Genomic DNA, 12,614 nt, shown 5'->3' with positions numbered 1-12,614 from the left:
CCACGCGGCGTTGCTCGCTGACAACGCGGACGGCGCTGCGCTAAAACGTGCCCGCCATTCGGTGGTGATTGCTGGGCAGCGCCATGTCAGACGACGATAATTCTCCGATCTCGGTGCGCGAGGCGAAGCAGCTCTTCGCCGAGTTGAAAAGTGCGCCCGCACTGGTGCTCGCGGTGTCCGGCGGGCCTGACTCGATCGCGCTGATGTGGCTCGCCGCGCGCTGGCGGCGCAGCCTCGCGCGCGGCCCGCTTCTCACCGTCGTCACCGTCGATCACGGCCTGCGGGCCGAGGCGGCACGCGAGGCGCGCGAGGTGAAGCGGCTCGCCACCGAGCTTGGCTTGCCACACCGGACCCTGCGCTGGCGCGGCGCCAAGCCGAAGACGGGACTGCCCGCGGCCGCGCGCGAGGCCCGCTACCGCCTGCTCGTGCAGGCCGCGCGCAGCGCCGGTGCGAGCCATGTGCTGACCGCCCATACCCGCGACGACCAGGCCGAGACCCTGTTGATGCGCCTCGTCCGCGGCAGCGGACTTGCCGGGCTGTCGGCGATGGCGCGCCTCACGCCGCGCGACGGCATCGTGCTGGCGCGCCCGCTGCTCGACGTCCCGAAGGCGCAGCTGATCGCGACCCTGAAGCGCGCGAAGATCGGCTTTGCCGATGATCCCACCAACCGCGACACCGCCTTCACCCGGCCGCGGCTGCGCGCGCTGTTGCCGCAGCTTGCGGCCGAGGGCGGCGACGCCCGCAGTCTGGCGCGCCTCGCAGGCAGGCTGGCGCGCGCCAATGCAGCAGTGGAGGTGCTGACCGATGGGGCCGAGCGCTTCCTTCGTTTGAGGGATCGCGACGATGCGCCGCATGGGCCGGGCATGCGAAGTTTCGAGGCCGGCGCCTTCGCCACCCTGCCGGAGGAGGTCCGGCTGCGGCTCCTGCTGCGGGCCATCAACGCGCTCGGGCACGAAGGGCCGGCGGAACTCGGCAAGGTCGAGACCCTGATGGCCGTGCTCGATCAAGCCATCCTTGATCAGGACATGGCCGCGAGCCCCCGCGCAGCCGCAAACGGCCGCCCGGTCCTGAAGCAGACCCTTGCGGGAGCCTTGATCAGCCTTGCCGGCGGGCGTATCCAGATCGCACCGGCGCCGGCCCGGCGGCGCAGGGACAGATGAGGGCGGATCATGACACCGGCTGTTTCGAGGCAGCGCCGTCAGGTCACCTTAACCAGGCAGGAAAAACCCCGGGTAGGTCGCCATTATTTCAGCGGGAATCGCCCTAAGATGGGATAAATAGTCCCATCTCGTTCCCTTGGCAGCGACCGGGGCGGCACCTAAATTGTATGCGTCTAACCGAGAGGATTCCTTGGGGATTTCCTCGTACTGCCCAAGGATTCAGGCCGCGATCCGCGCGACCACGAAGGAAGATCGATGAACGCCAATCTGCGCAATTTCGCCCTCTGGGTCATCATTGTCTTGCTGCTGTTGGCGTTGTTCACGCTCTTCCAGAATCCGGGTCAGCGCGCCTCTTCGCAGGACATCGCCTTCTCCCAGCTGCTGAGCGAGGTTGACCGCGGCAATGTGCGCGACGTCGTGATCCAGGGGCCGGACATCCACGGCACCTTCACCAACGGCTCCAGCTTCCAGACCTATGCGCCGAACGACCCGACGCTGGTCAAGCGCCTCTATGACAGCAAGGTCCAGATCACCGCGAAGCCGCCGGGCGACAACGTGCCCTGGTTCGTCTCGCTGCTGGTCTCCTGGCTGCCCTTCATCGCGCTGATCGGCGTCTGGATTTTCCTGTCGCGGCAGATGCAGGGCGGCGCCGGCAAGGCGATGGGCTTCGGCAAGTCGCGCGCGAAGATGCTCACCGAGGCGCATGGCCGCGTCACCTTCGAGGACGTCGCCGGCGTCGACGAAGCCAAGCAGGACCTGCAGGAGATCGTCGAATTCCTGCGCGACCCCGGCAAGTTCCAGCGCCTCGGCGGCCGCATTCCGCGCGGCGTGCTGCTGGTCGGCCCTCCCGGCACCGGTAAGACCCTGATCGCGCGTGCGGTCGCGGGCGAGGCCAACGTGCCGTTCTTCACCATCTCCGGCTCCGACTTCGTCGAGATGTTCGTCGGCGTCGGCGCGAGCCGCGTCCGCGACATGTTCGAGCAGGCCAAGAAGAACGCGCCCTGCATCATCTTCATCGACGAAATCGACGCCGTCGGCCGTCATCGCGGCGCCGGTCTCGGCGGCGGCAATGACGAGCGCGAGCAGACGCTGAACCAGCTGCTGGTCGAGATGGACGGCTTCGAGGCGAACGAGGGCGTGATCCTGATCGCCGCCACCAACCGTCCTGATGTGCTCGATCCCGCGCTGCTGCGTCCCGGCCGCTTCGACCGTCAGGTCGTGGTGCCCAATCCTGACGTCGTCGGCCGCGAGCAGATCCTCAAGGTCCACGTCCGCAAGGTGCCGCTGGCCCCCGATATCAACCTCAAGACCATCGCGCGCGGCACCCCGGGCTTCTCCGGCGCCGACCTGATGAACCTCGTCAACGAAGCCGCGCTCACCGCCGCCCGCCGCAACAAGCGGATGGTGACCCAGGCCGAGTTCGAGGAGGCCAAGGACAAGGTGATGATGGGCGCCGAGCGCAAGTCGCTCGTCATGACCGAGGAAGAGAAGCTCTTGACGGCCTATCACGAGGGCGGCCACGCCATCGTCGGCCTCAACGTGCCCGCGACCGATCCGATCCACAAGGCGACGATCATCCCGCGCGGCCGCGCGCTGGGCATGGTCATGCAGCTGCCCGAGCGCGACAAGCTGTCGATGTCGCTGGAGCAGATGACCTCGCGCCTCGCCATCATGATGGGCGGCCGTGTCGCCGAAGAGCTGATCTTCGGCCGCGAGAAGGTGACCTCGGGCGCCGCCTCCGACATCGAGCAGGCGACGCGCCTGGCCCGCATGATGGTGACGCGCTGGGGCCTCTCGGAAGAGCTCGGCACCGTCTCCTACGGCGAGAACCAGGACGAGGTTTTCCTGGGCATGTCGGTGTCGCGCACGCAGAACGCCTCTGAAGCGACCGTCCAGAAGATCGACTCCGAAATTCGGCGCCTGGTCGAGGAAGGTTACAAGGAAGCGACCCGCATCCTCACCGAGAAGCATGCCGACCTCGAGGCGCTGGCCAAGGGCCTGCTCGAGTTCGAGACGCTCTCCGGTGACGAGATTGTCGATCTGCTCAAGGGCAAGAAGCCGAACCGCGAGTCCGTGCTCGAGCCGACCACGCCGCGCGCCTCCGCCGTGCCCCCGGCCGGCAAGTCGCGCCCGCGGCCCGATCCGGATCCGGGCCTGGAGCCGCAGCCGCAGGCGTAAAGCCTCCGTGGCCGGCTATTCCGGCAAACCGCTAGTGCAAAAGCTCGGCATCAAGCCGGGCTTTTGTATTTTTGTGGACGGCCTTTCGACGGCCTATCGCGATGTCGTCGGTGAATTGCCTGATGACGTGAAGATCGCAAGGACCGCCAAGGCGCCGCTCGACATGGTGCATGTCTTCGCGACCGAAGCGACGGGCTTTGCGGTCAAGCTGCGCAGCTACCGCAAGGCGATCGCACCCGACGGGATGATCTGGGCGTCATGGCCGAAGAAGGCCTCAGGTGTCGTCACCGACGTGACGGAAACGCTGGTGCGCGTGACCGCGCTCGCAAACGGTCTCGTCGACATCAAGGTCTGCGCCGTAGACGACGTCTGGTCCGGCCTGAAGCTCGTGATCCCCGTGAAGGATCGTCCGCCTAAGAAGTAGGGTGGGCAAAGGCGCCATAGCGCCGTGCCCACCATCTCCAGCGCGTCCGGGCGACGAGAGAGAGGCGCGCTGTAGCTGCAAGCTCCGTCATTGCGAGCGCAGCGAAGCAATCCAGAAATCCCGCCGCGGAAAGACTCTGGATTGCTTCGCTGCGCTCGCAATGACGTTGTAGTTGCGCCGTGCCCGTGCTCACGAGGGTGGGCACGCTTGCGCTCTGCCCGCCCCACGATCTTCTCACTTCGCGGCCCCGTCACCGCCACGCTCAAGAAAACGCATCACATCGTCGTTGAATTGCTCCGGATCCTGCAGGAACGAGAAGTGGCTGACCTCCGGCTGGATCAGCAGGCCGGCCCCCGGAATGTTCGCCGCCATGAACTCGGTGTTCTCGCGCTTGATCGCCTCGTCGTGATCGCCATCGACGATCCAGGTCGGGATCTTGATCGTCGCGAGGTCCGACGCCGTCCATTTCGGCTGGCTCTCCCACATCTTGGTGATCTCGTCGACGAAGCTCTTGTACTCGGTCGGGGTCGGCGAGAGGCGCTTGTATTCGTCTCCCGCCCTGGCGATGTAGGCGTTGAAGACGTCGCTCGTCGCGATATCCGCAACGCCTGACGGGTCCGAGTTCGCGGCGAAGGCGAACAGCCTGCTCACCCGCTCCGGGTGCTTCATGGCGATGTCGAGGCCGATGATCGCGCCGTCGCTCCAGCCGACGATCGCCGCCTTCTTGATCTTGAGATGGTCGAGCAGCGCGACCACGTCCGAAGCCATCAAATCGGAGCCATACGGCTCCTGGTTGCGGCTGCTGCGCCCATGCCCGCGGCTTTCCATGACGATGACCTGATAGCGCCGTTGCAGCGCGCGAACCTGGTGACCCCAGTAGTTGGCGTTGGCGAGGCCGCCATGCAGCAGCAGCACCGGCTCACCCCGGCCGAACATTGCGTACCAGACCTTGATGCCGTTGACGGGCGCGAAGCCGCTCTGCGTTGCCCTGGGTAATGTTGGCGTCGGCGGCAGGTTCAGCCATCGTGGCGCCGCGTCGGCGGCGCTGAGCGAGACCGTGACGAGAAGCGCGATGACGAGACTGCGAAGCAGCATGATGTGCTCTCCTGTTCAACCATCGGCTATTACCGCACGGCAGACGGGTGCGTCACTTCCCAACGCGGTGAAGCACGTCCGGGGACAAGGGTGGGACGCGCCTCAGTTTCACGCTCCTCGCGTCGACGACGCGGGAATTGCCGGCCCGCCGGATCTCGCCGGGCTGCGCAACGCGCCGAAGACGAGGCCAATGAGTGCGACGGTGAGGAGCGGTGACAGCCTTCCCGCCGGGACATAGACGGCCGGGCTGAGCAACGGCACCATCCAGATGCCGAGCCCGATCAGCCAGTCGCGAAAGCGCGGAGCATCGATCGATGCGGCAAGCCACAGCACGACGGCGACCGCCAGCAGCGTCGCATCATAGGGGCCCGAATGCGGGGCCGCCAGCACGGTTGCCGCAAGCAATACGATCAGCTTGTTGTCGGTGCTGAGCGAGGAGCGAAACGCCACCAAGGTCGCCGCCGCGCTCGAGAGGATCGCGGCCAGTTGCAGCATCGAGGCCAGCCGTTCCGGCACGCCCAGCAGCACCGCGCAGGCCCAGACGCTGTGGCCCCAGATGCGGCCATAGCCCAGCCATTTCGCATCGGGGCTGACCAGATTGTTGAGCGCCTGCGGTATCCACCACAGCCACAATTCGACGCCAAAAACCATGGCACTTGCAACCGCCAATGCGAATGCCGAGCATGCAGCAGCGCACAGGCTGCGATATTGGCGCAAGCCCAGCAGCGCGAGCGGGACGAGCAGGAAGAATTGCGGCTTGAAGCTCAGAAGCCCGAGGATTGCGCCGCCAAGGAGCGGCCGCGGTCCGAGCAGCCTGACGCCCGCGACCAGCAGCGCGGCAACGAGAAAGGCGCACTGTCCATCGGCCAGGTTGAGGGCTGCGGCTGGCGAGACCAGAACCGCCGCGATGATGTAGGGCGTCAGTTGCGGCTGATCGGCCCGGTTGCGAAACGCCCAGGCCAGGAAGCCTGCAGTCGCGGCCTGGAATGCGACATAGGAGCCGACAAAACCAAGCGGCGCGACGGGTAGCAGCAGAACGAGGAAGCTGGGCGGATAGAACCACGGACGGAACTCCAGCGGCACCGTCAGCCATGATGCGAACGACCGGTTGAGATAGGCGGTGAACGCGTCGCCATCGATGACCAGTGCAAGATTGCCGGCGAGCATCGACCTGACGGCGCCGTAGAACACCATCCAGTCGGTGCCGGGGCCGATGTGGTTCAGGCCGATCCAGCCGGGATGGACGAGGGTGGAGATCAGGATACCCCAGCCGAACAGCGTTGCGATCGCCATCGCCGGCAGGAGCATGAGGGGAATCCCGCTCCAGCTGCGCGATGGACCGGGCATCGGCCGCTGAACGGACACGCTCACTTGAAAGCTTCCCGCGATGTCTCCGCTTGCGGCGCCGCACCGGCCTGTGCGTCGGCGGTTCGCACATGGATCACCGCGATGTCGTCCGTATAGATCCGCTTCCAGCCCTTGAGCTGATCGAGGATCTGCGGGCCCGGCGCATCGGCGACCAGGAGCGTCGCGTCGATCTTGTACTCATCCAGCAGGCGCGGAAGCAGCTCGGGCTTCTTGCCCTCCGTCGCCTTGAAGAAATCCATGACGAATGTCTCGCCATAGAGCTCGGCGCGGCCGTCGACATAGACAGGGATGTCGCGCGAGATCAGATAGCCGCCGAACTGATAGGCGTTGAAGATGCGCTGGGCCTTGCGTTGCTCGAGCAGGTCGACGGCGGCAACCGGCGTCTGCGTCATCGTGAAGGTGAAGCGGTTGTGCCCCATGTAGAGCGAGGTCGAGGTCCAGCCCGCGGCCACGATCATCAGTGCGCCAAGCGCGGTGACATAGCGGGCCGGCCAGCGGTCGGTGCCGGTGGCGTCCGGCTGCGGGCGCGTAACCATCTGGCCGAGCGGCTTCGCCAGCACCAGCGGCACCAGGAAGGCAAATGCCTCGATGCTCCTGACATGGGTCAATGCGCTCCAGGTCAGGAACAGGATCAGGAAGATCCTCGGCGCCGAGAGCACGAGGCCGCGATAATAGCCGAATGCGATCAGGCCGAGCAGCGCGCCTTCGAACGAGCTGAACGTGGCAAAGTTCGCCGGCATCCATTCGAAGATCAGCGACAACAGCTCGCCGAGACTGAGGATGTTGGTCGCGCCCAGCAGCGTCTTCCAGCCGTAGGGCGTGCAGCAGCTCGCGATCAGTGCGCCGATGCCGAACAGCACCCAGCGCATGAACAGCTGAAGCCGCCGCCCTTTTTCCGCGTGCTCGACGGCCTCGAGCGAGATCGGACCGATCAGCGCCAGGCCGAGCACGAAGCCGCCATGCAGGTTCGCCCAGAGCGCCATCAGCGGCAGCCAATACCAGGACGGCGCGCGCCTGCGGTCGGCAGCCGCCATTAGCAGGCCGACCCACGCCACCATGACGGGCAGCGCCAGAATATGCGGACGCGCCAGGACGTGGTGCAGCGACAGCAGCAGCGCCAGCATCGCAAACAGCACCGCACGCGGCGCCTCGATCTGCGCGTCGAGCAGATAGACGAAGATGGCGGCCGTGAGCGCGACCGCCATCGTGGTGAGGATGACGGGACCTGCCCAGTCCCATTGCGCATGGGAGAAGGCGAACAGCACTTGCGACAGCCACGACGTCGAAATCCACGGCGCGCCCGTCCGCGTGAAGGAATAGAAATCCGTGGTGGGGACAGTGCCGTGATCGAGGATCCATTGCCCGATCTTGATCTGCCAGAACGAGTCGGAGTCCTGAAGCAGCGTGTCGCCGACATGGAGGAAGAAGAGATAGGCGCCGGCACCGACGCAGAGCGGCACCAGGGCTCGCGCGCGGCTCTGCATCGCGATGCTGTTGGCAAAGGAAAGGGACATTCCGCCTCGTCGTCCTGTTGTTCTTGTCGGTTGGCCGAGCGGCGGGCATTGGACCATGGCGGTCATAACTTCGGGTAAACCGGCGGCGGGGGCCGTTTCATGTCCGGACAATTTAACGGATTGTTTTGGATTTCGGTTTACCATCGGCGAATACGTGCAAACCGCTCTGTGTTTACGCAGTCGAATTAACTGCGGCGAAATTCTTTGCCACTACGTTCGGTTCCATGGTCGGGCGGCGCTGGGAAGCCGAAAAGACCAGATCAGTTGTAGCCTCGTGTACCCATTTGGAGCACTCTATGAAGAACCTCGTTGCGCGCTTTGTGAAGGATGAATCCGGCGCCACCGCCATTGAATACGGCCTGATCGCTGCCGGCATCGCGCTGGCCATCATCACCGTGGTCAACAATCTCGGCACCACGCTGAACACCAAGTTCACCTCGATCTCGACCGGCCTCAAGTAAGGCCGGACGACCTGAGAATTCTGAGAGCCCCGTCCTCGACGGGGCTCTTTTCTTTTGGTCGGCGATTTCAGTTCGGAGATGGGCATAGCTCCGTCATGGCTTGAAGACCGAAGGCGGAGCCCACCATCGAGACTTCGGGACATTGAAAATTCCGCGTGGGCACGGCGCTACGCGCCTTTGCCCGCTCTACGGCAACTTGTCTCCGACCGCGACGATCGCGCCGTCATTCTGCGAGGCTGGTCTGCCAGACTGGCGATAGCTCAGGTGCGGCAGACACGGGCGCCGTGCGGCCGAGCCGTTGAACATAGAATGTCGTCACCCAGATCGATGCAGCGGCGACCGCGATGCCGCCGGCGACGTCGATGAGGTAATGCGCACCAATCGCCGGCGTCGCCGCGATCATCAGGAGGTTGAGCGCGGCTGCGATGCCGCCGATGCCGCGCACCGGCCACAGCGCCCACATGTAGAGCACGGCGGAAGCGGCGTGAAAGCTCGGAAACGAGACGATGCCGGAGAGGAAGAACAGCCGGAGCTCGTGCAGGCTGCCGTCGCGCAGTGCCAGGATGTCGCGCAACTGCCCGGCATAGACCGCGGTGTTGATCTCGGGGAAATGCGCGGCCGGCAGTTGCAGCCCGTAATAGGTGCCGATCGCCGGCACGACGGCGGAGATTGCGATGGTGACCGCGAGCGCAAGGCTCATCGCGAGCATGAACACTTGCAGCCGCACATGGCGCGCTGTCAGTGTCAGCACGACGGGGATGCCGAGCAGCGGCCATTTGATCAGTCCGTAGCCGCGAGCCAGGCAGTCGGCGAGCCAGGGATGGTCGTTGACGTAGCGCGCGATCGCTTCGGGATCGAGGCCGAGCGCCCGGTCGATCGCCAGCAGTGCGTCGTCCTGGAGCGGCCAGTTCAGCTTGCCCGCGACATAGCTGAGCGGTCCGACGATGGCGCAGGTGAGAATGGCCTGTCCGATCGTGCCCAGCGAGAACACCAGTTTCGGATCGGCTAACTCGCCCTTGGCGAGCCGGTGGCCATAGGCGACTACGACCAGGACGGCGGCGATCACCACCGTGATGGCGTAGGCAACAGGCTCGAGGCTCAGACCGGTAAGGGGCAGGCCGAGCGCCAGCAGGGCGCCCATGGCTGCGACAGGAAGCCAGTTCAGATTGAAGAGCTGCCAGGCGGTCCGGGCGTCCGAGTCGATCATGCTGCACCGAGGAGGGATCGCAGTACTGCGGTACAGTCGCCGGGCTGCTTTTAAGATCGCGGTAACAATTGTGGTTAGCCGTTTACCAACCGGCTCTGCGCATTTGAGCGAATCTGTCTCGCCGCTTTGATATGACGCTTCGCGCAAATGCATCTTGTCATCCCCCCTGAATAGTTGTTCAGTCCTTGCGGGGCGATTTGCAATTACTGCAGTGACGAAGCGTTCGGCCGCAGGGCGTGCGGCAGGCGTGTGGGACAGGAAGCGCGCCATGGTTTATCGGCGGACGCATCAAGTGGTTAAGCGCCTTGCGGCCCGGCGCAGTGCGATATTGGCGGCGGCGCGGGAGGCTGCGGCGGAAGGCGGGATGGCGGCGGTGCAGATTGCGCCGGTCGCGGTCCGGGCCAATGTCGCAGCCGGCACGGTCTACCGCTACTTCCCCTCCAAGGCAGAGCTGATCTCCGAATTGATCGCCGAGGTCTCCCGCGACGAGCTCGCGGCGATCCGTAGGGCGGCCGACGCCGCGCCGGGGCCGTCCTCGGCGCTGGCTGCCGCCGTCACCACGGTGGCGGTCCATACCCTGTCGCAGCGCAGGCTGGCCTGGGGCATCCTGGCCGAGCCGGTCGACGTCGATGTCAGCGCCTCGCGCCTTGCGAGCCGGCGCGAGATCGCCGGCGAGATCGCAGGCCGGATCGATGCGGCCGTGCGCGCCGGTCACCTGCCGGCGCAGGACACCGCGCTGGCCGCCACCGCGCTGCTCGGTGCCCTGCATGAGGCGCTGGTCGGGCCGCTCGCGCCTGACAATCTCGAAGATCCCGTCAAGATGCGCGATGCGGTGCAGACCGTGACGCTGCTCGCGCTGCGCGCCGTCGGCGTCATGGACGCCCGCGCCCGCGGCCTGGTGGTGCAGCAGACGCTGCTCCCGACGACGAAGGCGCTGGTTGGGGCTTAAATCGAGGGTGCAGCCGGGGCGGCGGCCTGATCGCGCTCAGGCCGTTGTCCGAACGCGCCTTTTCGAACAATCCGAGCAGGCTCGCCGGACCGGCCGGCCACTGTGCATGGGGTTGTTTTCGACGTTTTTATTTGCCGGACGCCCGCGGACCTAGATATCCGCGCCGCCCTCGGGGCCGACCGAGGCGATGCGCACCATGTTGGTGGTGCCGGGGATGCCGAGCGGCACGCCGGCGACGATGATCACGCGCTGGCCGGCGCGGACGAAGCCGTCCCGGAACGCGATCTGGCCGGCGCGGCTCACCATGTCGTCCTGGTCGCGCGCGTCTTCCGCCACCACGCAATGCACGCCCCAGACCACCGCGAGCCGGCGTCCGGCCGCGATGTTCGGCGTGATCGCCACGATCGGCGGCTTCGGCCGCTCGCGCGCGACGCGCACCGCGGTCGAGCCCGAGCTGGTCCAGCAGATCAGGGCCGGCAGGTCGAGCGTCTCGGCGATCTGGCGCGCGGCGTCCGCGATGGCGTCGCCGGCGGTGGATTCCGGCGCGGGGCGCTGCGCGGTGAGCACGGAACGATAAATCGGGTCGCGCTCGACCTCTTCGCCGATGCGGTTCATGGTCGAGACCGCCTCGACCGGGAATTTGCCGGCCGCCGATTCCGCCGACAGCATGATGGCGTCGGCGCCTTCATAGACGGCGGTGGCGACGTCCGAGACCTCGGCGCGGGTCGGCACCGGCGACTGGATCATCGATTCCAGCATCTGGGTTGCGATCACCACCGGCTTGCCGGCGCGGCGCGCCATGCGCGTCATCTGCTTCTGGAGGCTCGGCACGCGCTCCAGCGGCAGCTCGACGCCGAGATCGCCGCGCGCCACCATCAGCGCGTCGGAGGCCTCGATGATGTCGGCGAGGCGGTCGATCGCCTGCGGCTTCTCGATCTTGGCCATGACGGCGGCGCGGCCGCGGATCATCTTCTTGGCCTCCAGCACGTCGTCGGCGCGCTGCACGAAGGACAGCGCGATCCAGTCGACGCCGGTGACCAGCGCCGCCTCGAGGTCGGCGCGGTCCTTCGGCGTCATCGCCGACACCGGCAGGTCGGTGTCGGGCAGGCTGACGCCCTTGCGGTCGGACATCCGGCCGCCGACCACGACGCGCGTCACCGCGTGCTCTTTGGAGGTCTCCTCGGCGATCAGCCGTACCTTGCCGTCATCCAGCAGCAGCGCATGGCCGGGCCGCAGCGCGGCGAGGATCTCCGGATGCGGGAGATTGACGCGCGTGGCATCGCCCGGCGTCTTGTCGGAATCGAGCGTGAACGTCTGGCCGTTCTGGAGCTGGACCGCGCCTTCCGCGAAGGCGCCGAGCCTGAGCTTCGGCCCCTGAAGGTCGACCAGGATGCCGATCGGTCGGCCGTAGCTGCTCTCGACATTGCGGATCGTCGCCACCAGCTCCCGCATCTTGTCATGCGGGGTGTGGCTCATATTGATGCGGAACAGGTCGGCGCCGGCCTCGAACAGGCGGCGGATCATCGCGAGATCCGAAGAGGCAGGTCCAAGGGTCGCGAGAATCTTGATACGGCGAAGACGCCTCATGGCTTATTCCCAGGCGGGGGCGGAGCTGCGGCCGGTGGCAGGCCGGGCGAGCCCGGGGGCGTAGCACCGGGCGGGCCATTGGGCAAACCCGGAACGCCGCCACCGGGGCCAACCGGGCCGGGCATGCCAGGCACGCGCGGCTGTGCCGGCTGCTCGTTGGCATCGGTGAGCTGCACCGTCCAGGCGCGCTGCTCGCCGGTGTCGACCTCGAAATAGCCGGTGCGGTCATAGCCGCGCGCCAGGCAATCCTCGGTGCCGCGGATGGTGAATTCCTTGTCGCGCGAGCACATGAAGGCCTGGCCCGACCATTCGCCGCCGCGGTCATAGTCGATCGCGTAGATGTAATAGTAGCGGGCGACCAGCGTTCCCCGCAGCAGGGTCTCGCAGGAGCGGGAGGAGATGTTCCACCAGCCCTCGGTGGTCCAGCCCTCGGCGTCCTTGTAGCCGAGCGCAATGCCGACCCGGCTCGAGGTGTTGTTGCACAGGCGGAAATCGGCGGAGGCCGGGCTGGTCCAGAGGCACAGCACGGCAATCGCCAGCACCGGGACCAACCGGGCGAGCAGGCGAAGGGGAGCGCGGGGAGATTCGGCGATCATTGTCGCGGAAGCTATATCAGATCATTGACGATTTGGCGTAGAGGCGGGGAACTGCCCCAAAGCTTGGCTTGCGCC

The 12,614-nt window shown here is 66.3% G+C and carries 11 protein-coding genes; 5 read left to right on the top strand and 6 right to left on the bottom strand.

All coding sequences use genetic code 11. The features are described 5' to 3' along the window. Positions 1–83: 83 nt before the first annotated feature. The 3 genes from tilS (at position 84) to E4K65_RS29635 (ending at position 3,762) form a co-directional block, all read left to right on the top strand. Positions 84–1,160: a tRNA lysidine(34) synthetase TilS gene (gene tilS, locus E4K65_RS29645; RefSeq protein ID WP_135177143.1), complete on the top strand. Its 1,077-nt coding sequence runs from the start codon at positions 84–86 to the stop codon at positions 1,158–1,160. Positions 1,161–1,415: 255 nt separating this feature from the next. Then, a complete protein-coding gene (gene ftsH, locus E4K65_RS29640) occupies positions 1,416–3,338 on the top strand; it encodes an ATP-dependent zinc metalloprotease FtsH (protein ID WP_018641582.1) in 1,923 nt (640 codons plus the stop codon). 7 nt (positions 3,339–3,345) lie between these two features. Beyond that, complete coding sequence (locus E4K65_RS29635) at positions 3,346–3,762, top strand: DUF3052 domain-containing protein (protein ID WP_135177142.1); 417 nt, start codon at positions 3,346–3,348, stop codon at positions 3,760–3,762. Positions 3,763–3,996: 234 nt separating this feature from the next. On the opposite strand, the gene E4K65_RS29630 is transcribed toward E4K65_RS29635, so the two are convergent. The 3 genes from E4K65_RS29630 to E4K65_RS29620 form a co-directional block, all read right to left on the bottom strand. Beyond that, a complete protein-coding gene (locus E4K65_RS29630; protein WP_135177141.1) occupies positions 3,997–4,857 on the bottom strand; it encodes an alpha/beta fold hydrolase in 861 nt (286 codons plus the stop codon). 108 nt (positions 4,858–4,965) lie between these two features. Continuing rightward, positions 4,966–6,228: a glycosyltransferase 87 family protein gene (locus E4K65_RS29625; protein ID WP_235885770.1), complete on the bottom strand. Its 1,263-nt coding sequence runs from the start codon at positions 6,226–6,228 to the stop codon at positions 4,966–4,968. After that, positions 6,225–7,739: a hypothetical protein gene (locus E4K65_RS29620; RefSeq protein ID WP_135177140.1), complete on the bottom strand. Its 1,515-nt coding sequence runs from the start codon at positions 7,737–7,739 to the stop codon at positions 6,225–6,227. The genes E4K65_RS29625 and E4K65_RS29620 overlap by 4 nt, the downstream gene beginning before the upstream one ends. A gap of 296 nt (positions 7,740–8,035) precedes the next feature. Between E4K65_RS29620 and E4K65_RS29615 the strand changes: the two genes are divergently transcribed. Beyond that, on the top strand, positions 8,036–8,200 hold the full coding sequence (locus E4K65_RS29615) for a Flp family type IVb pilin (protein WP_135177139.1): 165 nt from the start codon (positions 8,036–8,038) through the stop codon (positions 8,198–8,200). A 223-nt stretch (positions 8,201–8,423) separates the two neighbouring features. Here E4K65_RS29615 and E4K65_RS29610 read toward each other — a convergent pair whose 3' ends face one another. After that, complete coding sequence (locus tag E4K65_RS29610) at positions 8,424–9,407, bottom strand: phosphatase PAP2 family protein (RefSeq protein ID WP_135177138.1); 984 nt, start codon at positions 9,405–9,407, stop codon at positions 8,424–8,426. 268 nt (positions 9,408–9,675) lie between these two features. Between E4K65_RS29610 and E4K65_RS29605 the strand changes: the two genes are divergently transcribed. Next, a complete protein-coding gene (locus tag E4K65_RS29605) occupies positions 9,676–10,356 on the top strand; it encodes a TetR/AcrR family transcriptional regulator (RefSeq protein WP_008136878.1) in 681 nt (226 codons plus the stop codon). 150 nt (positions 10,357–10,506) lie between these two features. Here E4K65_RS29605 and pyk read toward each other — a convergent pair whose 3' ends face one another. Both pyk and E4K65_RS29595 read right to left on the bottom strand, forming a co-directional pair. Continuing rightward, entirely contained in the window at positions 10,507–11,943 is a 1,437-nt protein-coding gene (gene pyk / locus E4K65_RS29600) for a pyruvate kinase (RefSeq protein WP_135177137.1), read from the bottom strand. After that, positions 11,940–12,539, bottom strand: a complete 600-nt coding sequence (locus tag E4K65_RS29595) for a DUF1036 domain-containing protein (RefSeq protein ID WP_135177136.1) — start codon at positions 12,537–12,539, stop codon at positions 11,940–11,942. Before E4K65_RS29595 ends, pyk begins: the two co-directional genes overlap by 4 nt. Between the last annotated feature and the right edge of the window lie 75 nt (positions 12,540–12,614).

Source organism: Bradyrhizobium niftali (genome assembly GCF_004571025.1).
In the GTDB taxonomy this organism is placed as follows: Bacteria; Pseudomonadota; Alphaproteobacteria; order Rhizobiales; family Xanthobacteraceae; genus Bradyrhizobium; species Bradyrhizobium niftali.
This window is presented reverse-complemented; position numbering and strand designations above follow the sequence as displayed.